Origin of the sequence: Paraglaciecola sp., from assembly GCF_039943935.1 — a bacterium.
In the GTDB taxonomy this organism is placed as follows: Bacteria; Pseudomonadota; Gammaproteobacteria; order Enterobacterales; family Alteromonadaceae; genus Paraglaciecola.
In genome coordinates this window covers 107,851-132,024 of record NZ_JBDUZQ010000009.1, presented here as the reverse complement: position 1 = coordinate 132,024, position 24,174 = coordinate 107,851, and the positions used below count along the sequence as shown (strand labels likewise).

At 41.4% G+C, this 24,174-nt stretch carries 15 protein-coding genes; 12 read left to right on the top strand and 3 right to left on the bottom strand.

Annotation, left to right across the window (positions count from 1 at the left end):
- Positions 1-69: 69 nt before the first annotated feature.
- From ABJD71_RS05435 to ABJD71_RS05425, 3 genes are all read left to right on the top strand, one after another.
- A complete protein-coding gene (locus ABJD71_RS05435; protein WP_348165733.1) occupies positions 70-2,952 on the top strand; it encodes a TonB-dependent receptor in 2,883 nt (960 codons plus the stop codon).
- Between the two features lie 103 nt (positions 2,953-3,055).
- A complete protein-coding gene (locus ABJD71_RS05430) occupies positions 3,056-4,267 on the top strand; it encodes a hypothetical protein (RefSeq protein WP_348165730.1) in 1,212 nt (403 codons plus the stop codon).
- A gap of 256 nt (positions 4,268-4,523) precedes the next feature.
- A complete protein-coding gene (locus ABJD71_RS05425; RefSeq protein ID WP_348165727.1) occupies positions 4,524-6,731 on the top strand; it encodes a DUF4832 domain-containing protein in 2,208 nt (735 codons plus the stop codon).
- Between the two features lie 92 nt (positions 6,732-6,823).
- On the opposite strand, the gene ABJD71_RS05420 is transcribed toward ABJD71_RS05425, so the two are convergent.
- The gene (locus ABJD71_RS05420; RefSeq protein ID WP_348165724.1) at positions 6,824-8,098 is read right to left on the bottom strand and encodes a hypothetical protein; all 1,275 of its coding nucleotides are present in this window, start codon (positions 8,096-8,098) and stop codon (positions 6,824-6,826) included.
- A gap of 263 nt (positions 8,099-8,361) precedes the next feature.
- Here ABJD71_RS05420 and ABJD71_RS05415 point away from each other — a divergent pair, with 263 nt between their 5' ends.
- From ABJD71_RS05415 to ABJD71_RS05385, 7 genes are all read left to right on the top strand, one after another.
- The gene (locus tag ABJD71_RS05415) at positions 8,362-8,991 is read left to right on the top strand and encodes a hypothetical protein (protein WP_348165721.1); all 630 of its coding nucleotides are present in this window, start codon (positions 8,362-8,364) and stop codon (positions 8,989-8,991) included.
- A 113-nt stretch (positions 8,992-9,104) separates the two neighbouring features.
- Complete coding sequence (locus tag ABJD71_RS05410; RefSeq protein ID WP_348165718.1) at positions 9,105-10,676, top strand: DUF4832 domain-containing protein; 1,572 nt, start codon at positions 9,105-9,107, stop codon at positions 10,674-10,676.
- Positions 10,677-10,799: 123 nt separating this feature from the next.
- The gene (locus ABJD71_RS05405; RefSeq protein ID WP_348165715.1) at positions 10,800-12,116 is read left to right on the top strand and encodes a sugar MFS transporter; all 1,317 of its coding nucleotides are present in this window, start codon (positions 10,800-10,802) and stop codon (positions 12,114-12,116) included.
- A 95-nt stretch (positions 12,117-12,211) separates the two neighbouring features.
- The gene (locus tag ABJD71_RS05400; RefSeq protein ID WP_348165712.1) at positions 12,212-13,117 is read left to right on the top strand and encodes an ROK family protein; all 906 of its coding nucleotides are present in this window, start codon (positions 12,212-12,214) and stop codon (positions 13,115-13,117) included.
- A gap of 61 nt (positions 13,118-13,178) precedes the next feature.
- Complete coding sequence (gene nagA, locus ABJD71_RS05395) at positions 13,179-14,324, top strand: N-acetylglucosamine-6-phosphate deacetylase (RefSeq protein ID WP_348165709.1); 1,146 nt, start codon at positions 13,179-13,181, stop codon at positions 14,322-14,324.
- Between the two features lie 130 nt (positions 14,325-14,454).
- A complete protein-coding gene (locus ABJD71_RS05390) occupies positions 14,455-15,810 on the top strand; it encodes a Gfo/Idh/MocA family oxidoreductase (RefSeq protein WP_348165706.1) in 1,356 nt (451 codons plus the stop codon).
- 318 nt (positions 15,811-16,128) lie between these two features.
- Positions 16,129-17,019: a dienelactone hydrolase family protein gene (locus ABJD71_RS05385; protein ID WP_348165919.1), complete on the top strand. Its 891-nt coding sequence runs from the start codon at positions 16,129-16,131 to the stop codon at positions 17,017-17,019.
- Between the two features lie 73 nt (positions 17,020-17,092).
- Here the strand turns inward: ABJD71_RS05385 and fadA are convergent, their stop codons facing one another.
- Both fadA and fadB read right to left on the bottom strand, forming a co-directional pair.
- Positions 17,093-18,256, bottom strand: coding sequence for an acetyl-CoA C-acyltransferase FadA (fadA, locus tag ABJD71_RS05380; protein WP_348165703.1), 1,164 nt, complete (start codon positions 18,254-18,256; stop codon positions 17,093-17,095).
- Positions 18,257-18,271: 15 nt separating this feature from the next.
- Positions 18,272-20,425, bottom strand: coding sequence for a fatty acid oxidation complex subunit alpha FadB (fadB, locus tag ABJD71_RS05375; RefSeq protein ID WP_348165700.1), 2,154 nt, complete (start codon positions 20,423-20,425; stop codon positions 18,272-18,274).
- Positions 20,426-20,712: 287 nt separating this feature from the next.
- Here fadB and ABJD71_RS05370 point away from each other — a divergent pair, with 287 nt between their 5' ends.
- Entirely contained in the window at positions 20,713-22,641 is a 1,929-nt protein-coding gene (locus ABJD71_RS05370; protein WP_348165697.1) for a transglycosylase SLT domain-containing protein, read from the top strand.
- A gap of 102 nt (positions 22,642-22,743) precedes the next feature.
- On the top strand, positions 22,744-24,063 hold the full coding sequence (gene pepQ / locus ABJD71_RS05365) for a Xaa-Pro dipeptidase (RefSeq protein WP_348165694.1): 1,320 nt from the start codon (positions 22,744-22,746) through the stop codon (positions 24,061-24,063).
- Positions 24,064-24,174 lie beyond the last annotated feature (111 nt).

Here is a 24,174-nt window from a genome sequence, read left to right as displayed (position 1 = left end):
TTCTTTTTGATAAAAAGTTTATGACATATTGATTACACATAATAAAAAACTAAATCGAGTGGTGAAAATATGAATAATAAATTTAGGAAAACAAGACTGACTCTGGCAATAAGCCTGCTATGTAGTTCGGCATTTACTTATGCTGCTGATGAAGAAGTCATGGAGGATGAATATGAAGTCATCACAGTGACTTCTTCTCAGAAAAGTCTTATCAAGGCGTTGGATGTGAAACGTGAGAGCGATTCTATTGTCGATGGCATTACAGCAGCTGAGTTAGGTGTTTTTCCTGATGCTAACGTAGCAGATTCGTTATCACACATCACAGGTATCACCATAGATAGAACATCTGGTGGTGAAGGACAAGGCGTGAGTATTCGTGGTTTGGGGCCAGAATTTAGTATTGTTACAATCAATAATCGTATTATGGCAACAGATTCATCAAGTCGTGACTTTGCTTTTGACGTTTTACCTTCTTCGGTTATTTCTGAAGCTTGGGTGCATAAATCAGTTACCGCTTCGCAATTAGAAGGCAGTATTGGTGGCGCTATCAATCTTAAAACTGCTCGACCGTTTGACAACGCTGGTACTCATGGTGCTTTCGGAGCAGAAGGTATATATCGAGAACAGGCAGATAAATATGGCTACAAGTTAACAGGCGTAGGTAGTCATACATTTAATGATGACACTATGGGTATTTTAGTTTCTGCACTATATAGCAGAGCGCCAACTCGAACTGATGAATTGTCAGATAATTGGTGGGAGCCTTCAACCAGTACAAATTGGTCTTGGGATCGAAATGGTGATGGCCTAACGAACGACCCTGCGGATAACGAGTTAATTTTCCCAGGTACCATTGCCTATACCGCTCGTGAAGAAAACAAAGAGCGTACAGCGATTTCTGCCGCATTCCAATACAGACCTAATAGTGATTTAGATATTGTTGTTGACGCATTATGGACTCGTTTAGACACGCCCAGTAAAGGCTATACCGAATCTTATTTTTTCCCAGACGTCATCGCAAGTGGCACAGATGCTACATATGGTGGAATAAAAACTGAGTTGAATCCGCTAGGCACATTAGTTACCGGTCTAACCGTGCAAAATCTCTTACCGCAATTGGTGACGCTTGAAGAGCATCGTGTTGTAGACACTGTCAATTTGGGGGCAAACTTTACCTATAACGTGACTGAAAACTCAGTGTTAACCGGTGATGTATATATGTCTAATGCAACTCGCGAAGCCGGTGGCAAAGATAGATTTGTTGTTTCTGTGCCTGTAGTTGCTGGTGAGACAACCGCTAGGATGGAATTAACAGATGGCGGTTTACCAAGCATTACCTTAGATTTTGCTGATAATGAGGGGGGGATCACTGAAGTCAGTGACATTGTTGGAAATGGTCAATTTGGTCCTCATTTTACTCGGTTAGAAGGCATTAATATTGACGATGAAGTGATAGGAGCTTCATTGGAACACCAGATTTTTTTGGATTTGGACGTTATAAATAGTGTCGAATACGGTGTGGTATACAACAAACGAACTAAAGAACGTGAGCAGTATGACAATAGCGCCAACATGTCATTGTATAGCGGAGCGCCATTTACATGGGACGATGTTGATGCTGATGTAGTAAAAGCTTTTCCGTTTGATAATTTTCTTGATGGCGTAAGTGGAGATTTTCCTCGCGAGTTTGCGATATTTGATGTTGCCAATGCATTTGAAGCTATCAAGTCAGCAGATGGGAATACTAATGTTATCAACCCTCTTACCGGTGAGCCCTATGTCGATGGCTACTCGGATGCATTGTTTCCCGTTTTTAACTCTAATTTGTCAGGCGCTGTTGAAGAAGAAACTGTGTCTATCTTTGTACAAGCTAACTTTAGCACCGAATTCGATTTTGTGAATATCTCCGGTAATCTAGGTGTGAGGTATGTGCAAACTGATGTGACATCCACTGGTTGGGATAGACCCATTTTAAGCGTATCAGAGGCGCCTGAGACTATTTGGGCTTCTGTAGTTGATTATGGGCCTACCGTTGCAATTTCGGTCGAAAATGATTACGACAAACTATTGCCTTCTATGAATCTTCAGTTCGAATTTTCAGAAGAGTTACTTGTACGTTTGTCATACGCCGAAGTGATGTCAAGGCCGGGCATAGACCAGCTATCAACACAGGTAGATCATGACGCGCTTACTTATAATCAATGGTACATCACTAATATTGGTGACCCCAATTTAAGCCCTGTAACCGCTCAGCAAGCCGATATATCTATTGAATGGTACTACAAAGAGGGTTCTTCGATTAGTGCCGCTGTATTTCAAAAAGACATTAGAGGCTTTGTGCAATCAGGTATAGATCTTTATCAAGATAATCCAGAAGATAAACCTACTTATCTTGTGGAAAACCCAGTACGTTGGGCCCCATCAGGTATGTATGAAGAAGTGGCCTTTACGATTGCAGGACCAAGAAATTTAGACCAAGCAAAAATCTTAGGATATGAATTTGCCTTGCAACACTTCTTTGATTCAGGTTTTGGTATTACATCTAATTATACTTATATCGATACAGAGTCTATCGTCAGTGGATTTTCAGTCGGTGTTTTAGAAAATATACCAGACACCTCTTACTCTCTCAGCCTACTGTATAACAACGATAAGATGAGTTTAAATTTATCGGCTTATCATTCAGAGGCTTTTGTAACCAGTCATTGGTCTCCACTCAATGTTTATGATGCAGATGGTAGTGTTACCGATACCTATAAAAGTATGGCTTCGCCAACTACATGGGCATCTGCATCGGCAACCTTCTATGTGGCTGAAGGTCTAGAAGCTTACGTGCAACTAGATAACTTATTAGATGAAGGCTGGCATGGTTTCAGTGGCACCACTAATTTACCGGGTAGTTATGCTGAGTGGGGCCGAACCGCAAAAGCCGGTGTACGTTATAAGTTTTAATCAATATACCCGATCCCTTAAAAATCATGATGGACACCCATAAAAAGTTGGCGTCTATATATTAGGCGCCCATCAATAAACATATACAGCAGAGCAATTTCTTATGAAGAGTTTAAAATATATATTTGTACTGAGTTTACTGTCTATAACGTTAAGCGGTTGCTGGGAGCAAGAGCTAGAAAGTAATGTAGAACCAGTTGATGAAGCGCTTGTCGCTGCTATTGCAGAAGCAGAAGCAGAAGCCGCTGCACAGGCGGAAGCAGAAGCCATTGCCGCAGCCGAAGCTGCAGAAGCCGCAGCCTTAGCCGCCGCAGAAGAAGCCGCAGCAAGTGCAGAAGTCGCACTACTTACCGAAACCGATGATGATATTAGCCCACTTGGAAATGATATTGACTATGTGTCTTATAAAGTTGTCGATACTGACTTAGTCATAACACAAGCTCATAAAGCTGCTAAAGACGCATGGCATACCATTCGAGTATATGTAAATACCGATGACACCGAGACCACAAGTACGCCGATAGCGGGCGGGGCGGCAAGCTTAACTGGCTTAGTTGCCGAATATGGATATAACTTTGAATATACTGGAGAAGGCTGGAACGCTTCGAAGAAAGACGTGGTTCAAGGTGGTTGGGTTGATGCAGATACAACTGCAACAGCGACAGGTGGTGACACTGTAATTACGACTATCACAATTCCATTAAGTGAAATTGGCGAACCAGTGGACGTCGCAGCATTCGATATTATGTTTGTAGGCACCGGAGCTGGGTGGGGAACAGATCAAGCCCCCAATGATGCAATGTTTCAATTTGATAAACCAATAACCATTGAAATTGAGGAAGCAGATGATGATATTACCCCTCTTGGTAATAACATTGAGTCAGTCACCGTTAATATAGATGACAGCGACTTAGTCATTACACAAAAGCATAAAGCTGCCAAAGATGCTTGGCATACGATCAGTGTATATTTGAACACAGATGATAGTGATACCACTACTGAACCTATGGCTGGCGGTGCGGCAAGCCTAACAGGCTTAGTTGCTGAATATGGATATAGCTTTGAATATACCGGAGAAGGCTGGAATTCTTATCAGAAGGTTGTGGATCAAAGCGTTTGGGTCGAAGCAGAAACCACGGCAGCTGCACAGGGCGGTGATTCTGTTTACACGACCATGTCTATTCCGCTAAGTGAAATTGGTAATCCTACAGATATAACGACAATTAAAATGATGTTTGTAGGAACAGGAGCTGGGTGGGGAACAGATCAAATACCTGATGCTGGTATGTATGATTATACTGCTGAAGCACCTTAAACCTGTCTATTAAGCTAGATAAAACGGTGCCTTGGTTAGGTGCCGTTTTTCTCAAAACATTCTCTATGTGAACCTTCTTCTTGCGTCAAAAATTCACACTATTGTGGAAGAGGTAAGGTTACATGCCAACAACAAAGACTCCTGTTCGTATTAGCGTCATATAAGGTTTTTATCTACTCATTTTCATTGGCAAGCTTGTCGACATTATTTCTGTGTTCAGGATAAAGCTGACTTAGACAGGGTACATTAGGAACTTATGATAAATTTTCAAAATATATTGGCACTTACTTTGCTGGTCGCAGTTTTATTAGGTTGCAGTAGCAGTAGTGTTGAAGAAAATGTAGGCGACAATGAGACGCCAACTATTCCGAGTGTTTCTGAGCCAGAAACAGCACCCGAAGCTGAATTATTAGCGGGCTTCTCTGTAACGAACAAATATTATATTAAATCTGATGAAGACATTGCTAACCCTAGCAGAGGTTTCTATCAGCACACAGAAACACAAACCAGTGCGTTTATACCTTTAAATAAAGACGATTTGGTCGCCAATAGAAATGGCTATCAAGCAGCTGATGCGAGTTATAGCGTTAATGCCACCATTATTTTAAGAGCTTTTATTTTAGATAACTACGTTGACAACGCAACGTTGTCGAGCCAGACCTTAAGCCAAATTCAAACTGATTTTGATACCGCCCGAGAAGCTGGCATTAAGATGGTGGTACGTTTTTATTATCATAAAAATGCTAGTGAGCCTTATGGCGATCCTGATAAAGCCACAATTCTAGCTCATATTGAGCAACTACAACCCATTTTAACCGAAAATGCTGATGTTATATTAACCATACAACAAGGTTTCATTGGTGCGTGGGGCGAGCAATACTACACCGATAACTTTAGTCCCGCCGGAGACGTTAGTGCTAGCTATACTGACCAAAATTGGAATGACAGAAGTGAAGTATTATCAGCATTGTTAGCAGCAACTGCCGAGTCAATTATGGCGCAAGTAAGAACACCACAAGCGAAACAAAAGCTTATATACGGCGCTGATGCGACAATTACTGCCGGACTGAGTGGAACAGAAGGTAGCTTAACGGCCGATAGCGCGTTTAGCGATGAAGATATTGCCCGAGTTGGTTTTCATAACGACTGCTTTTTAACCGATGCTTCTGATACGGGTACCTATGCTGATTATGGTACTGCCGGAGGAGAAAAACAGGGTAATGCAGTGGGCATTTTAAAGAGTTACCACCAAAACGATAGTCAATTTGTTATTGTGGGAGGAGAGACTTGTAAGGATGAGGATTGGGCTATTCCGCCAGTGTCTTATGCAAATGATTGTAGTGATGATGTGGTTAATACCATGGATGAGCTTAATTATAGTTACCTTAATACTGATTATAATAATTCCGTCAATAACGATTGGACCGAGGGTGATAATGCCTGCATGGACGAAATTAAAAATAGATTAGGATATCGCCTAGCGATGACTAGCTCTACTGCAGTGACTACAGCCAATGCTGGTAATTATGTACCGTTTTTGTTGACTGTTGATAATGATGGTTTTACGTCTGTTGTTACTGCCATGGAGTTACGACTTATATTAAAGCATCAAAGCACAGGACTAGAAACGACTATTGTTTTGGAGGCTGTAGGTCATGATATACGCACTTGGCAATCAGGCACCACAGAATTAGGTGAGTACATTAAACTACCTGATAATTTGGCCATAGGTAGTTACGATTTATTCTTACATATCGCAGACGTGTCGAATCATGGTGAGATAGCCACACGCCCTGAATATAGCATTCAACTCGCTAATGTTGGCTTATGGGATGAGTCAAACGGTTATAATAATCTCGAGCAAACTATTACTGTTGCGGCATACGTGGAGGGAGAGGATAAAAACACAAAGCCTACAGAGCCTTTAATCGAGTTTGAATCAGAACCGTCCATTCAGCCCGAGGTTGTGAATATTTTAATTGATGGTAATGCTGATGATTGGGATAGTATTTCGTTACTCGCTAGTGCCGAAAATCAACAAGTCACATCATTAAAAGTGGTTGCTGATGAAACATATTTATATATAGCGATGGCGGGTAACGAGATGGGGCCTTATTTTGACTTGTTTATCAACTTTGACGGCGACAATTCTACAGGTTTTCAATCATCTGATTGGGCGTTATCAGGTGCTGATTATTTAATTCAACAAGGCACTGGTGGCATAGTTACTTTATATAAATCAACGGGTTCAGATTGGAGCTGGGAGCCACAAAATACACATAGTATTGAAGCTAACAGTGCTACTAACTTTATTGAGCTAAGTATAGAACAGAGCGATATTGACCCCATTAACTCGAGCATTAATATCGGGGTAAATGATGTTGATGTTATGTGGCAGGTCCAATCACGGTTACCGCTGGCCAATGAAGTCATGTCGGCCTATAGTTTCCCTTTCACTGATTGAAATCAATCAGTGAGCAATCAGAGTACCTTCAGAGATGTCTAAATAGGGTGTTATTTTAAATTAAAACTTATTCGTACGGCCATTTACGCCCGTTAATCTGCTGAAAATCCAATAACTTGGCCCTCAACCAGATAGTCGCTTTCTATCGCAAAACTGGGTTTGTCACCCCCTGAATCTATGAGAAACTCTATAGTCTGATTTGGGAGTAACCCTTTTAATGATAAGTTCGATCGCACACCATTAACAGCAGGGTAGGCGTCGTAATAGAGAGGAGCGACGCCAATATTCGAAATGCTAATGCGACTTTGCTCGTTAGAAGCCTCAAAGCTGTTAACATGAAACTTGTAGCCCATTGACATAGAAGCTTCTCTAATTCGCTCTGGTGCTTGATAACGAAACTGATCATTACCAATGATGTAGCTAAGATGAAATTGATCGACAAAGGATTCAAAGCTTCTGCCCCAAGCACCACCGGGATAGGTAAGTACGCTTTTTTGATCATAATCAGAGTAGTAACTGAATTCACCGCCCATCATCCTTTTTTTGTAGCGTTCAATTCCAAAAAACTTCCAAGATGAGAGGTTGTATTCATCTTCAGTAACTGAGTGGGTTTTATGCATCATAGAGTCGTCAAATAAACCAAAGTTAAGGTTTGCATGTTCAGCTTTACTAGAAAATGGACCATAGTCAGAATTTGCAGCGTCAATAGATACGGACCACTGTGTTGTATCGAACTTGTCATTCATTGTTTTAAAAAAAGACGTCTGAAATTTCTTTGTAGGAAAGGTCTTACCGAGCACTCTCGGCCCATTATATAAGTGATATTCTGCGTAGGACCCAAAGCCTACTTGAATCATGGCCAATCTAGGATCACCGTCGTAGCGAGCGGCAAAATTGGCAAAAAATTGTGTTGTGAACGTCTCTAGTTCTTTAAAACTCCAGTCAGGCACAAAGGTTTTTTTATTTTCGACTGTTGCTGAGGTGCGGGCGTAATCTTCATCATTAAAGATATAAGCAGGTACTGATCTTTTGACTTTACCAGGATATGTATAGTGAAAACGTAATATTGCTTGATGTTTACGACTGGCAATATCATTGAGTAAATTGTCTATGACTTCCCATTTGTAATGACCTTTAGTTTCAATGACATCACTATAAGTTAAGTAAGAGAACTCTAGCTGAACAGTGTCTCCAAGGGCTTCAAGAGCTTTGTTGTTGCTTGCCCAAAAGGCTATACCCGTCATGGGTTGAACTTTGTTGATTGATGTCGACAATCGAATTGGGCTAAAGGTGTTTTCAGTACCATATAAAAAACCTTGATAAAACAATGTGATTAAATAAATCAGCTGTAAATGTTTCTTTTTCACCTTTATCACTCCCTATGTTTGAATCAGTCTCTGTAGCCATGGTTATTGCTAGTTTCACAGATGTAACTGGTTAACGTAGTGCCCTTTCAAATTAGACATAGTGGTTTTATGTTTCACTTTGAGCGAGCGTGCCTTTCAATTATTTTGCTTTGCTAGTCTTTTGTGGTTTCATTTGGTTGCGTTTTATTGAATTTTTGGATTATAATATTTAAAAAGAAATAAAAGAAACATAAACGTTAATTGTTTTCCTGAGAGTAAATATTATGTCGTCATTTTTTAACCTGAAAAAACTATTACTTCCAATCTTCATTGCTTTAGCTGTCATTGTTACGTTGGCGGCTTCTTATCAAGTGAAAGCAAAGCAAACTCCAGCTAAAAGTTCAGCTCAGAGTCTGTTTTGGTCGATTTATACAGATGGTGACGATATTGCTGAAGGATACAATAACCTGTTAAAGAATCGCCTAGTGAATGACAGTCAATTTTTGTACTTCTCTTTTGATAACAAAGACAATATTTCGAGTTGGCACCGTCATGAATTGTATTTCAGCATGGATACTAAGGGGCGCACTGCCAATCCTTTACCCGCAGGAGCTACGAGTCTTAAACAGTTAGATGCAAGTTATGGGTTTCGTTTTATGACAAACGATAGCATGCAATGGGTGGTTGAGCGCTATGAGGCTCAGTCTGGTAGCTGGTCATCTGCCCTACAAAGCAATGCATTAACTTCAAGTGTTGTTGATACTCCTAGGCAAATTAAAGGAAGAATTCCTTTAAGTGAATTGGGTTCACCCGTTACAGGTACTGCTATTAAAGTAAAATTTGTATCTACAGGAGAAGGTTGGGCGACCGATGAAAGCCCAGATAAGGCGATGGCAACATACACCTTTAAATAATATCAGACCAAATCACTCGATGAATATATCTAAAAATAAAATCGTCGAGTCCTTATTTGGGATGAGGTGACCTTTAGCATGTTCTCAAATTTTATATCAAAAATAGGTATTCTATGTTTAAAAAATTTTACGGCCCAGTTATAAACGCTGCTTGCCTAACCAAATCGTTTCTAGTGTTAGGTCTGTGCTTGGTGTTGTTCAGTTGTAGCTTAAATAGCAGTACCGGCCCTACCCATCAGGTTAAATATACTGTTTCTGACGAAGATATCATGAACCCAGGTCGTGGCTTCTACTATCCTTATGCAACGAAGGCTAGCAGTTTTGAGGCGGTCACTGAAGAGGAGCTGCTCAGGTTGCGTAATACGTACTCCACGCCTGTAGGCGGAAATTATCAAATCAGACATGGACTTTTTCTTAGGCAGTACATTTTAGATAGCTTTGTTAACACTAAAGAGCTGTCTGAGACCTTTTTACAGCAGTTACAACATGACTTTGATACAGCCAGAAAAGCTGGGGTTAAATTTATTGTTAGATTCTCCTATAACAATGTTCCACCAACGGGTGATTGTGGCTCTTGGATATGCCCTCCTTATGGTGATGCTAGTAAAGATATTGTCTTGGCGCATATAGAGCAAGTCTCAGAGGTATTGAGTAAAAACCATGATGTACTTTTGACTTGGCAGGCTGGTTTTATAGGAACATGGGGAGAGATGATGTTTACTGATCATTTTGGTGACTTTGATGCCCAAGGTAGGATTTACAATGAAAATTGGGATGACCGAGTTGAAATGGTTAAAGCAATATTAGACTCTGTACCAAAAGATATAACTGTACAAGTTAGAAAACCTCAATTAATTCAAAAGTTTATGCATGGACCTGAGGCTCCAGTCACTGCCGCCCCATTACACGAATTGCAGGCATTTAATGGCTCTGATGCTTCTAGGTTAGGTTTATACAATGATTGTTTTCTTGCTACATCAGATGATTGGGGAACATTTGCAGACTACGGATCATCTGCTAAAGCCCCAGTTAATAACGACAAAGTGGTAAATGCATTAAAAACTCATCAAGCTCAGCACAGTCGTTATACTATTGTGGGCGGAGAAACTTGTGATGACGGCTACTCTCCTCAAAACAACTGTAGTCATAACGTAGTCGATATTATAGATCGATTTAACTATACCTATTTAAACTCAGCGTATAACAATCAAGTTAATAATGACTGGCAAGACGAAGGCTGTATGTCGGATATCAAACGTCGTCTTGGTTATCGTTTAGCCATGGTGAAGGGTGAGTTCTCTAGTGTTGCGAATGCTGGTGGACTTATGATTTTCTCGTTAGATATAGATAATCTAGGTTTTACGTCTCCAATGTTCCCCATGCAGCTGAGGGTTATATTTACTCATAATACTAGCGGGCAAGAGTATGCAGTTGTGCTCGACTCTGAACGTTATGATATTCGAAGCTGGCGTCCAGAAAGTAACGTTAGAATTGAAGAGAATTTGCAACTGCCTGCCTCTATGGAGAGAGGCCAATACCATTTATCGCTGCACATAGCAGACGTGAGTAATGGTGGAATAATAAGTCATCGCCCTGAGTACAGTATTCAATTTGCGAATCAAGGTACATGGCAGCCTCAAAAAGGGTATAACTCGCTACTTCAAAGTATACAGGTAAATAATTGATTTCGTTTTCTTTCATTATTCAATCTTGTGAAAGATAATGAAGGGTGGTAAGGTTTCTTTATACATGTGGTAATTATTAATATATTGCCCCTTTTTTGTTTTATAACATAACCGGTGTTCTACATGACAAGCACAAATAATCATTCTTCTCGTAGTTTGCTCCCTATGCTGATAATCGGCATATTGTTTTTTATGTTTGGCTTTGTGACTTGGCTCAATGGGTCTTTGATTCCGTTTTTGAAGGTCGCGTGTGAATTGAGTCATTTTGAAGCTTTGCTAGTGACATTTGCCTTTTATATCTCATACACCGTGATGGCGTTACCTATGTCATATATTTTACGCCGTACGGGTTTCAAAGACGGTATGGTGCTCGGATTATTTGTGATGGTAGTGGGGGCCTTAATATTTATACCTGCTGCTTATTTTAGAATGTATAGCATTTTTTTAGTGGCTTTATTTATGTTAGGTACCGGTCTAACGATTCTGCAGACTGCTTCTAACCCTTATATCGTACTACTTGGTCCACGAGAAACAGCCGCTGTTCGCATTAGTATTATGGGTATTTTAAATAAAGGTGCAGGTATTGTTGCCCCACTTGTATTTACCGCGTTTGTGCTAACAGATATGTCTCAATTTACCGAAACTAGATTGGCCTCATTGGACATTGAGCAAAGAGCAGTGGAACTTGCAGAGTTGTCATCACGTTTGATCACGCCTTATTTGATTATGGCGGGGATGTTATTCGTACTTGGCTTGTTTATTAAATCGGTTCCTTTGCCTGATATCAATTCAGATGAAGAAGCAAATGAAGATGACGACAGCAGTATTTTGCAAAAGCCGCGGGTCATACTGGGTGCAATTGCGCTATTTTTCTACGTCGGTGTCGAGGTGCTTGCCGGTGATACAATTGGTTTGTTTAGTAAAGAGTTAGGTGTCGCTAATTTTGGTGAGTTAACCTCCTACACTATGGGTTTTATGGTTGTTGGCTACATGTTAGGAATGTTGTTTATCCCACGGATGATCAGTCAAAGCCTTGCTTTAGCAATTTCTGCAATCGCAGGGGTGACTTTTACAGTACTACTGTTGAATGCGAGTACTGTTTCAACAGACTTATGGGACGTACTTTTTAGTTGGACTGGAATTTCAGCTATTCCAAATGCGGTGTTATATGTCGCCTTACTTGGTTTATCTAACGCTTTAGTTTGGCCTGCCATTTGGCCATTAGCTCTTGTTGGTTTAAACCAAAAAGATACCAGCACGGCGTCTGCGTTATTGATTATGGGAATTGCTGGTGGTGCGATTGTTCCGTTGATTTATGGCTATCTCGCAGATGGTTCGGGTGACTTGCAAAGCCCTTATTGGATTATGCTGCCTTGTTATGCCTTTATTGCATTTTATGCAATAAAGGGACATAAATTGAAATACTGGCGAGCTAGTTAATTGCCTAAAGCGAATAGGCTTTGAGAAATAATAGTGAATAATGAGTTGGCTATCTCAGTTGCTCATATTGTAAAAATATAGGTTAGAAAAATTATATGCATTACGGTCTGGACGTAGGGGGCACAAAAATCGAATTGGCGATTTTTAATGCCGACTTCACACTAAACAACTCATGGCGAGTAGCAACACCAGTAGATAATTATCAACAGCTTTTAGCAACCCTAGCTGAAATGGTAAACAAAGCTGATGACAAAACTGGTTGCCAAGGGTCGGTAGGTATCGGGTTTCCGGGTATTGTTGATATAAATGGATGTGCTGTTTCAGCCAACATTCCTAGTATAAATGGCCGACCTTTAGTGGCAGATACCCTGAACATTTTGAATCGTCCTGTTGGGTTTGAGAATGATGTTAAAGCCTTTGTGTTATCTGAGGCTAATGGTGGTGCTGGTCAAGACAAGCAAAACGTATTGGGCTTAGTCTTAGGGACAGGAGTCGCAGGTGGGTTGTGCATTGATGGACAGCTTTACCGTAGTAAGCAAAATGTGGCTTGTGAATTTGGACATATTCCTTTGCCCGCGATTCTGCAGCAACGTTATCAGTTCTCGCTACGTCAATGTGGTTGTGGCTTATTGGGTTGTGTTGAAGAATATCTTGCAGGTCCAGGGCTACTGTGGATGTGCTCACACTTTGAGGCGGGTTATACATCTGTACCCGCTCTCATCAAAGGTTTACAAGCGGGTCAAAGCAAAGCGCAAGAAACCTTTCAGGCTTATATCGACTGCTTGGGCTGCTACTTGGCACAACTAACCTTGATGTATGACCCTGACACCATCGTTTTAGGAGGGGGACTATCAAATATTAATGAACTATACCCTCCTTTGGCTGCAGTAATGAAACAATACTTGTTTAAAGGGGTTACGGCTCCTGATGTTGTTGCCCCTAAATTTGGAGACTCTAGTGGTGTTAGAGGAGCAGCGTTTCTTGGAAAATGTGCAAATTAAGAAGCTTGCAGCGCTTAAGAAAATAACTTAGATAAAAATTAATAAAAGATGATTACAAGCTATGACTACAGCACTTATCAATGCTCAAATATTTACAGGTCAATCCGTACTTCAAGACCATGCCGTTATTGTAGATAGCGACAAAGTCGTTGCGGTAATACCTCAAAGTGAACTACCCGCTACAACAGAAATCCAATATAACTTGTCAGGACGTTATCTCGTTCCTGGGTTTATTGACCTTCAGGTTAATGGTGGTGGTGGTGTGATGTTTAACAATGCCCCAACTGTTGAAGGACTGCGAACTATCGCCAGTGCCCACCGACGATTTGGTACGACAGGCTTAATGCCGACTTTAATTACAGACAGTTTTGACGTCATGAGACAGGCTATTTCTGCGGTAAAGCAAGCTATTGATGAGGGGGTGCCTGGTATTTTGGGTATTCATTTAGAAGGGCCATTCTTGAACCCTGAGCGAAAAGGGGCTCACGCAGAAGAAAAGTTTTGCCTGATTGATGAAGAGGGCTTAGAGGTAGTTAGCTCATTAAATGTAGGAAAGACCATAGTCACAATTGCACCAGAGTTAACTACGACAGATATGATCAAGCGAATCAGCAATAAAGGCATCACGATTTGTGCAGGCCATACGGGAGCTGATTACGAGCAAACATGTGATGCATTAGCTGCAGGTGTAACAGGCTTTACTCACTTATACAACGCAATGACACCTCTTCAAAGCCGTGCGCCTGGTATGGTTGGAGCTGCACTTAACGATGAAAGTAGCTGGTTCGGAATTATTGCCGATGGTTTTCATATGCACCCTGCGGCGTTTCGTGTGGCTGTAGCAGCTAAGCAAACTGGCGGGGCGGTGTTGGTAACTGATGCTATGTCAACCGTGGGGGCGATTGATAAGTCTTTCGTGCTAGATGGTGAAACTATTCATGCAGTTGATGGGCGCTGTACTAATGCAGCCGGATCACTTGCTGGCTCAGATTTAGATATGAATGCAGCTATTAAAAACGCGATGAAGTTTGCTCGGATTAATTGGACTGAAGCGGTTCGGATGGCGTCTCTCTATCCAGCTCATGCTATCGGTTTGGAACATCAATTTGGCCGCATTAAATCAGGCTATCAAGCGAACTTTGTCGAACTAGATGAGGAACAAAATGTAATGGGCACTTGGGTTAGCGGCCAGAGATACTCTAGCTAGTGAGCATAATGTTTTTGCCTTTAACTTAAGAATAATACTGACTTACCTGTCGTTCTCTGTAGAAGATGCTTTGTTTTTAATCTGCGTTCGGCATTGGCCTTGCGCATTTCTTAATGGATAAATATTGATTATGAATAGAAGAAAATTTTTAGTTAACACTGCTGCAGGTGCAGCATTAGCGCTTTCAACTTCGCCATTTTCTTATGGCGCATCAACGGCTTCTACTAAATTACGTTTAGGTTTTATCGGAATTGGTGCGCGAGGAACAGGACAACTTGCCCTTACATTAAAAAGAGAAGATATTGTCGTAACTGCCGTGTGTGATGTAGACAAAGAGAGGCTCGAAAACTCCGCAAAAATGGTTGAGAGCGCAGGCATGGCTAAACCTGCCATGTTCGGTGCAGGCAATGAAGATTATAAAAACCTTTTGCTCAGAGATGATGTTGATGCGGTGATTATCTCAACACCTTGGGTATGGCATACACCTATGGCGATTGATGCAATGGAAGCTAAAAAAGCAGTCGGCCTTGAGGTAGCGGGCGCATTTGATATCGAAGAGTGTTGGGCATTGGTCGACGCCTATGAACGAACACAAACGCCTTTCATGATTTTAGAGAATGTTGCCTATCGCCGTGATGTGATGGCTGTTTTAAATATGGTTAGACAAAACCTTTTTGGTGAAATTGTTCACCTCCAAGGTGGTTATCAACATGACCTTCGTCATGTTAAATTTAATAATGGTAAGCAGTTGTATGGCGGTGGCGTAGAGTTTGGTCAAAAAGGATACAGTGAAGCGCGTTGGAGAACCAATCACTCGGCGCTTCGCAACGGCGACTTGTATCCTACTCATGGATTAGGTCCGGTAGCTAATTGTATTAATAATAATAGAGGTAATCGCTTTGAATACCTCACATCAACGGCTACAAAAGCCCGTGGTTTGAATGAGTACATTGATGAGCACCCAAAGGGTGGGGAATCCCATCCGAATGCTTCTGTTGATTTTAAGCTGGGAGATATAGTTACTACCGTTATTAAATGTGCTCAAGGTGAAACCATAGTGTTAACCCATGATACAAACTTACCTCGACCTTATTCTTTAGGGTTTAGGGTACAAGGCACTGATGGTATTTGGATGGACTTGAATAAAAGTATACATATTGAGGGCATGAGCCCCGCCCATGAGTGGGAAAAAGATGCTCCCTATATGGAAAAATACGACCATCCATTATGGAAAAAATATCAAGGCGATGCTGAGGGTGCAGGTCACGGTGGCATGGATTTCTTTGTTATCCATGCTTTTGTTGAAGCATTAAAAAGGAATGAGCCTATGCCGATGGATGTATACGATCATGCGTCTTGGGCTGCGGTCACTTGTATGTCTGAAAAGTCTATCGCTAGTGGCGGTAAGCCTATGCACTTTCCTGATTTCACCCGTGGTAAATGGTTAACACGACAACCTATATTTGGATTAGACGACAGGTATTAAATCGAAAAAAGTGTGTGTGATTAAATACACATTGTATTCTGTTACTTATATGTCTTTGTTAACAATAACAAACGCAATTGAAATATCGTGGGGGCCTGAAATAAAAATGAAAGTAAATTTCAGGTTTCTGTATCTAATGGATGTTAACGGAGTATTCGATAGACTTTGAATTACGTTTTTATTTTAAAGACTTAGATAGAAATATACGTTTGGGCTTTATGTGTAATATTTTAAGTTGACGAAACTCCAGTAACAATAAATTTTAGAAAGCCATGATATGTTTCTCAACTCTGAGAAATGACTATAAGGAGCAGAATGATGACACACATTTCCACCGAACAGATCCCCCAGCAAGCATTTGATTGGTACGATGATTACGCACATGGTGATATCGACCGTCGTACTTTTATGAGTCGTTTAGCGACATTGCCTATTGCTGGTCTAACATTTGGTGCGGTAGCCGGTGCACTCACTCCTAACTACGTATTGGCTGAGCAAGTATCTTTTAATGATTCGGCTATTAAAGCAACTTATGAAACCTTTGAGTCTACGAAAGGGCACGGTACTGGTCAGGGGTATTTGGTTTTACCTACTGAGCTAAAAGCCAAGGCTCCAGCGGTTTTGGTGGTTCATGAAAATAGAGGTCTCAATCCGTATATTAAAGATGTCGCTCGACGTCTAGCAAAACAAGGCTTTATTGCTTTTGCTCCTGATGCTTTATTTCCCCTTGGTGGATACCCAGGTAACGACGATGAAGGTCGTACTATGCAGCGGGGAATGGACCGTTCTAAAATAGAACAAGACTTTATTGCTGCAGCTGAGTTTTTGAAAAAACATGAGGCTACAACGGATAAATTAGGAGTGGTAGGTTTTTGTTTTGGTGGCTACATAAGCAATATGTTGGCAGCCGCAGCACCAGAGTTAATTAATGCTGCCGTACCTTTTTACGGAACGCCTGCTAAAGATGAGTTGGTTAAAAACGTAAAAGCTCCGATTATGTTGCAATTCGCTGAAAACGATAAGCGGGTGAATGCCAGCTGGCCAGCCTATGAAAAGGTTTTAAAAGCTAACGGAGTTACCTATCAAGCTAATGTTTATCCTAGTACCCAACATGGGTTTCATAATGATTCTACAAGCCGCTATAGTCCAGAAATGGCAGAGCTTGCTTGGTCTCGTACATTATCCTTTTTCAAACAGCATTTAGCCTAGATATCTAGCTTATGCAGATATAAAAAAAGCTCCATCAGGAGCTTTTTTAGTTTCATAATTAGTTTGCTGTTTCCTAAACCCGTTCAAACACTGTCGCGATACCTTGTCCCAGCCCTATACACATAGTTGCCAAGCCAATTGATTTGTCGTTAGCTTCCATCAAATTAATCAAGGTGGTTGAAATACGCGAACCAGAACATCCTAGTGGGTGGCCTAACGCAATGGCACCACCGTTTAAGTTGACTCTGTCATCGTAGTTATCAATCCAACCTAACTGTTTAATGCAGGATAGCGCTTGAGCTGCAAAGGCTTCGTTAAACTCAGCTAGTTCGATATCAGCCATGGTTAAGCCTGCACGTTTTAGCGCTTTTTGTGTGGCAGGTACTGGGCCAAAGCCCATAATTGCGGCATCACAACCCGCAACCGCTATGGCGCGAATTTTAGCTCGTGGTGTTAATCCAAGGGCTTTAGCTTTATCGGCAGACATAATTAACATAGCTGAGGCACCATCAGACAAAGCGGATGATGTACCAGCTGTTACTGTGCCGTTAACCGGATCAAAAACGGGTCTTAAGGCCGACATAGTTTCAACAGTTGAGTCAGGACGAATGACTTCATCTACGGTAATAGATTTTAATACGCCATCTGCATCATGGCCTTGTGTGGCTACGATTTCACTTGCCCAGCGGCCTTCAATGGTGGCTTGGTTAGCACGTTGATGTGAACGTGCCCCGAATGCATCTTGCATCTCACGGGTAATGCCATTTTGGCGACCTAGTAACTCAGCTGTCATCCCCATGCTACCAGAGGCTTTTGCTGCGTGTTTGGCGATCCCTGGGTGAAAGTCTAGGTTGAAATCCATGGGTACGTGGCCCATGTGTTCTACACCACCAATCATATAAACATCACCACGGCCAGACATAATACCGCTGGTGGCATCGTGTAGGGCCTGCATAGATGAACCACATAAACGGTTTACAGTAACTGCAGCCGTTGAGCGTGGAATGTCAGTCAGTAATTGTGCATTACGGGCGATATTAAAGCCTTGCTCTTTGGTTTGTTGTACGCATCCCCAAATGATGTCTTCTATCTCACTTGGGTCAAGGTTTGGATTACGTTCTACTAATTTTGACATTAAATGTGCAGATAGGGTTTCTGCACGGACATTTCTAAATATGCCTCCTTTAGAGCGACCCATTGGTGTACGAATACAATCGACGACTACGACTTCTTTCATGATCTTCTCCTTAGGCTATTGTGTAAAGTATGATTTATTAGAGGCGGCCATTTCGCGCACACCATCTGATATTTGATAAATAGGACCTAAGTCTGCGTATTTATCTGCTAACGCCACAAAGTTGGCTAAGCCCATAGTTTCAATGTAACGGAATATACCGCCTTTAAATGGAGGGAAACCTAATCCATAAAGCAAGGCCATATCTGCTTCGGCAGCACTGGCGACTATGCCTTCTTCAAGGCAACGAATGGCTTCGTTAGCCATAGGGATCATCACACGTGCGATGATTTCATCTTTGTCGAACGCTTGTGTTGCGGCACAATGTGGTGCAAACAATTCATAGGCTTCTGGTGCGGCTGTTTTAACAGGACGGCCGCGTTTGTCTAGGCTGAAGTTGTAAAAGCCTTTGGCATTTTTCTGACCAAAACGTTCTGCTTTGTATAGTAAGGTGACCGGGTCGTTAGCAATTTTTTGCATACGCTCTGGAATGCCATCAGCCATCACGCCAGATGCGTGATCTGCTGTATCCATGCCTACAACGTCTAGCAAAAATGCTGGGCCCATGGGCCAACCAAATATTTTTTCCATGACTTTATCAACGGCAACAAAATCGGCACCGTCCATCACTAACTTGCTAAAACCTGCAAAGTAAGGGAACAACACACGATTCACTAAAAAGCCTGGGCAATCGTTAACTACGATTGGGGTTTTACCCATTTTTAAGGTGGCAGCAACGACGGCAGAGATGGTGTCTTCAGTGGTATTTTCGCCGCGAATAATTTCAACCAAAGGCATTTTGTGCACAGGGTTAAAGAAGTGCATACCGCAGAAACGCTCAGGTTTCTGTAAACTCTCTGCTAATTTATTGATTGAAATGGTAGAGGTGTTAGAGCAAATAATGGCATCGTCAGCAACATGTGTTTCTGTTTCTGCTAACACTATGCCTTTAACTTTAGGGTTTTCTACAACCGCTTCAATCACAAGATCGACATCTTTTATGGCTGAATATTCAAGTGTGGGAGTGATGTTGTTTAGGGTGGTGGCCATTTTAGTCGCGTCCACTTTACCGCGCTTCATGCCTTTACCTAGTATGGTTGCGGCTTCTTTTAACCCTAAATCTAAAGCAGTTTGGTTGATATCTTTCATGATAACAGGTGTACCTTTAACCGCAGATTGATATGCGATACCACCACCCATTATGCCAGCACCTAAAACAGCAGTTTGCTTTACTGCTTTTGTGGCGGTTTTAGCTTGCTTTTTTCCTTTAGCTTTAACTAATTGATCTGCTAAAAAGATACCTACTTGAGCTCTAGCTTCATCGGTTTTAGCAAGGGTCGCAAACCCTTGGTTTTCTAATTTAAGTGCCCCTTCTCTATCAAGGCCTGCTGCTTTCGCTACGGTATCGACCATCATGTGAGGGGCGGGGTAATGTTTACCTGCTTGCGCTGCCACCATAGCTTTTGCTGTTGAGAAGCTCATCATAGCTTCGTTTTTGTTGAGTTTAAGAGGGGATGTTTTCTCAGTACGACGAGCTTGCCAATCAAACTCGCCAGCAATGGCATCTTTAAGCATGCTGACTGCGGCGTCTACTAGTTTTTCTGGAGCAACTACTGCATCCACTGCACCTTCTGCTAAGGCTTTAGCTGCTTTGCGATCGCGACCGGTAGTCATCCACTCTAGTGCGTTGTCAGAGCCAATTAACCTTGGTAAACGAACGGTGCCGCCAAAACCAGGCATAATACCTAATTTGACTTCAGGTAAACCTAGGCTAGCCGTTGTATCGGCCACACGAAAGTCACAGGCTAGGGTCATTTCACAGCCGCCGCCTAGGGCAAAGCCGTTCACTGCTGCGATAGTAGGGAAAGGTAGATCTTCAAATCTATCAAACACATGCGAGGTTTTAGCTACCCAGGTTAATACTTCTTTATCAGGCATATCGAACAAGCCCGTAAACTCTGTAATGTCAGCACCTACAATAAATGTGGACTTTGCAGAGCGTACAATCAACCCTTTTACATCTCCATTGGCTGTTAACGCTTGAGTGGCATTATTGAATTCAGCAACAGTTTGTTGATCAAACTTGTTTACTGAGCCTTGTGCGTCAAATACTAATTCAGCAATACCATCTTGCAGTAAATTAACCGAGAGGCTCTTACCTTCGTATATCATTATCATCTCCTATGAGCCAGAGCGCAGGATGCAGCGCGCACTCTCGTTCTTAAATTGTAGCGGCAGTGTTGTTAAAAAAAAGTTTCACCTGAAATTTAATTTTAACAATATTTACCAAGAATAATTACATGAGGGCAACTATACTGATTTCAACTGGTCATTCCAGTTAAACTTGATTGTTTTTGTGAAATTTTCAGCTTTCTTAAATTAGCAACGAAAAGACTTAGGTAAATTTGTTAGTATTACTGCTCGCCTTTGTTTAGTTTTCCTTAATAACTGTGGAACCTGTGATTACTCGTTATTTATATTGGTTAGTCGTATTGATTATCTTGAAGCCTCAGGTCAGTTTCGCTGCAACAAAACTGACCTTGGTGGAGCAAAGAGCGTTATTCATTGAGGCCGAAGCTTTCACCGATAAGCCTAATAGCAAAACGTATCAAAGTTATATGCAGCAGTTAGATGGGTATCCATTAAAGCCATACCTTGAGCTTAATACTCTTGCTAGATTTCCTATTATGGCGAATAAAGCTCAAATTGAATCCTTTCTAATAAAGTACGAATCTTCACCTCTCGATAGACCATTGCGTAAAAAGTGGCTTAATTATTTGCAGCAGCAAAATCATGATGAATTGTTTGTTGCTTCTTATCGTGACGTCGGTGATACAAAGTTAACCTGTCGTTATGCTGAACTTCTGATGAAAGATGAAGATACTAGAGCTAAAGCCTTAAAGCTGGCTGAAGCACTTTGGGTGGTTGCAAAGTCACAACCTAAGGTTTGCGATTCTCTTTTTAAAAAATGGCAAGGGCAGGGGCAACGTACTTCAGAACTTGTGTGGAAACGATTAGTTAAAGTGGCTAAGGGAGGCAAGCAAACCCTGATTCCATATTTAAAAACCTTATTGCCCCAAGAGCAAAAGTACTTGGCTGACCTTTGGTTAAAAGTTCGTCGACATCCAAGTCAGGTGAGTCGCCCTTCTAACTTTCCAAATACAATCTCTAACTTAGAAACCGAGATTGCTACTTATGGTTTAAAACGTTTGGTTTGGCAAGATAGGGATTTAGCCTTGCGTAGTTGGGATGAACTGAGTAAACGACTTGTTTTTACTAAAGATCAGCAGAAACAAATATTTCATAGGTTTGCCGTTGCTCTAGCCCTTAGCAACCATGAACAAGCGGATCTTTGGCTTGAGAAAGCCATTGAGTTTGGGGTCGACTCTGAATTATCTCGTTGGCATTTAGCCCATATGATTCGAAAACAAGATTGGCAACATGCTCTGGATGTGGCTGATTATGCCATTGGTCAAGGGGGCATAGACAATGTATTTAGATATTGGCAAGCCATAGCCTATAAGGAATTAGGGGCTGACGAACTTGCAGAGCAAGGGTTTCAATACTTAGCCAAACAACGTCATTACTATGGCTTTTTAGCCAGTGCCCAATTATCGGTGAACACCAGCTTAAACAATAACCCAGTTCACATCCCCCAAGCAGAGATTAATGTGCTGATGTCAGAGCCGTCGGCTCAACGGGCTTTTGAGTTTAGAGCACTAGAGCGAAATTTAAGCGCTAGAAGAGAGTGGTATTACTTACAAAGTAACTTGAATGAACAGCAGAAAGTGGCCGCTGCAGTATTGGCTGATCAACAAGGTTGGCATGCCCAAGCTATTTTTGGCTTTGCGAGGGTAGGTTATCTAGATGACTTAGATAAACGGTTTCCAATGCCTTTTGATAATGAAGTTCAAGTTAATGCTGAAAAAAATGATGTTGACGTTGCTTGGGCTTTCGCCATTGCTAGGCGCGAGAGCTCTTTTATGGCTGATGCAGCCTCCGGTGCTGGGGCATTAGGCTTAATGCAGCTTATGCCGGGTACAGCTCATTATTTGGCTAAGAAAAAAGTAAATAGAAAAGTGTTATTTGATCCACAGCAAAACGTAGAGCTCGGGACCCAGTACATGCGTTACTTGTTAGACAAAATGGATAATAACCCAGTACTTGCAACCGCTTCTTATAATGCAGGCTGGCGTAAAGTTAAAGAATGGCAACCTGAGATGGGTACTATGCCTCTAGATGTCTGGATTGAAACTATTCCCTACAAAGAAACACGAAACTATGTGAAGGCTGTTTTGGCTTATCAGCAAATCTATCATCAGCATCTCGGAAACAAAGATAATATGTTTCGAGATTGGGTGAAAATGCAAATAGCCCCCAAAAGTTAAGCTTTAGCCTATGGCAAGTCATCACTACCCTATCTGACAAGGTAGTTTTGACATAAAGTACAGTGTGTTAATCTACCTATTATTTATTGTCGAGAGTAACTTATGTCTTTATTGGCGCAGACTTACCCTGAGCATCTAGCTGAATTACAAAATCGAACTCAGGAAGCCCTTCAACGAGAAAGTATTGATGGGTTAGTCATTCATTCCGGTCAAAGCAAACGTTTGTTTTTAGATGACAATAATTATCCTTTTAAAGTAAACCCACAATTTAAAGCATGGCTACCCGTTCTTGATAACCCGAATTGCTGGTTGATTGTAAATGGGATCGATAAACCTAAACTTGTGTTTTATCGGCCAAAAGATTTTTGGCATAAAGTACCTGATGAACCTAATGATTTTTGGGCTGAGCATTTTGATATTATTTTGCTCACCCAAGCTAATGCAGTTGAAAAACATCTACCATTTGATAAGCAAAAATATGCCTACATTGGTGAGTATATAGAAGTAGCTAAAGCACTTGGGTTCGAGTTGGTTAACCCGGATAGAGTGATGCATTATTTGCATTATCAGCGTGCCTATAAAACAGATTATGAAATGCTGTGCATGCGTGAAGCCAATCGTATTGCGGTAGATGGGCACCGTGCTGCAAAGTTGGCATTTGAACAGGGCCTAAGTGAATTTGATATTAATTTAGCTTATCTATGTGCCGTTAGGCAGGGAGATAATCAGGTGCCTTATAATAATATTGTGGCCTTAAATGAAAACGCTTCAATATTACATTACACCGAACTTGCCACTAACCCTCCCACAAATTTTAATTCATTTTTAATTGATGCCGGCGCTAGCTTTAACGGTTATGCAGCAGATATAACCCGAACATATTGCCAGCAAGATAATCTGTTTTCAGAACTTATTAAGGCGATGGACAATATAACGACTACTTTGGCTAACGAGCTTAAGCCTAACGTGCCATACGCAAAAATTCACGAAAGTGCCCATGACAAAATTGCACAGCTACTGACAGACTTTAATATTGTGAATTTAGATGCAGCAGGTATCTTGGAGCAAGGTATTGTCAGTACGTTTTTCCCCCATGGAATTGGCCACTTTTTAGGGTTGCAAGTACATGATGTTGCAGGACACGTTTCTGATGATAGAGGCACGCCAAACCCTGCTCCTGCAGCGCACCCATTCTTAAGAACCACGCGAATTATTGAATCGAAGCAAGTGTTTACTATAGAACCCGGCTTGTATTTTATAGATAGCTTATTAAACGATTTAAAAAGTACTCAACAATCTCAGTTTGTTAATTGGAATATCGTTGACCAACTAAGGCCTTATGGCGGTATTCGAATTGAAGATAATATTATTGTGCATCGAGATAAGAATGAAAATATGACTCGAGACTTAAACTTAAAATAACGAACCATAGTTTGTCCAACTAACTGGTTGATCTAATGTATAGAAGTGTTTTTGATATGTCGCTACTCTACCATTCAAATTACGTATGAAGTGGGAACAAGCTTGAAACTG

Bases quoted from the DNA above. Each gene is read 5' to 3' on its own strand.
- ABJD71_RS05435 (WP_348165733.1), top strand. From the start codon at position 70: ATGAATAATAAATTTAGGAAAACAAGACTGACTCTGGCAATAAGCCTG.
- ABJD71_RS05430 (WP_348165730.1), top strand. From the start codon at position 3,056: ATGAAGAGTTTAAAATATATATTTGTACTGAGTTTACTGTCTATAACG.
- ABJD71_RS05425 (WP_348165727.1), top strand. From the start codon at position 4,524: ATGATAAATTTTCAAAATATATTGGCACTTACTTTGCTGGTCGCAGTT.
- ABJD71_RS05415 (WP_348165721.1), top strand. From the start codon at position 8,362: ATGTCGTCATTTTTTAACCTGAAAAAACTATTACTTCCAATCTTCATT.
- ABJD71_RS05410 (WP_348165718.1), top strand. From the start codon at position 9,105: ATGTTTAAAAAATTTTACGGCCCAGTTATAAACGCTGCTTGCCTAACC.
- ABJD71_RS05405 (WP_348165715.1), top strand. From the start codon at position 10,800: ATGACAAGCACAAATAATCATTCTTCTCGTAGTTTGCTCCCTATGCTG.
- ABJD71_RS05400 (WP_348165712.1), top strand. From the start codon at position 12,212: ATGCATTACGGTCTGGACGTAGGGGGCACAAAAATCGAATTGGCGATT.
- nagA (WP_348165709.1), top strand. From the start codon at position 13,179: ATGACTACAGCACTTATCAATGCTCAAATATTTACAGGTCAATCCGTA.
- ABJD71_RS05390 (WP_348165706.1), top strand. From the start codon at position 14,455: ATGAATAGAAGAAAATTTTTAGTTAACACTGCTGCAGGTGCAGCATTA.
- ABJD71_RS05385 (WP_348165919.1), top strand. From the start codon at position 16,129: ATGACACACATTTCCACCGAACAGATCCCCCAGCAAGCATTTGATTGG.
- fadA (WP_348165703.1), bottom strand. From the start codon at position 18,256: ATGAAAGAAGTCGTAGTCGTCGATTGTATTCGTACACCAATGGGTCGC.
- fadB (WP_348165700.1), bottom strand. From the start codon at position 20,425: ATGATATACGAAGGTAAGAGCCTCTCGGTTAATTTACTGCAAGATGGT.
- pepQ (WP_348165694.1), top strand. From the start codon at position 22,744: ATGTCTTTATTGGCGCAGACTTACCCTGAGCATCTAGCTGAATTACAA.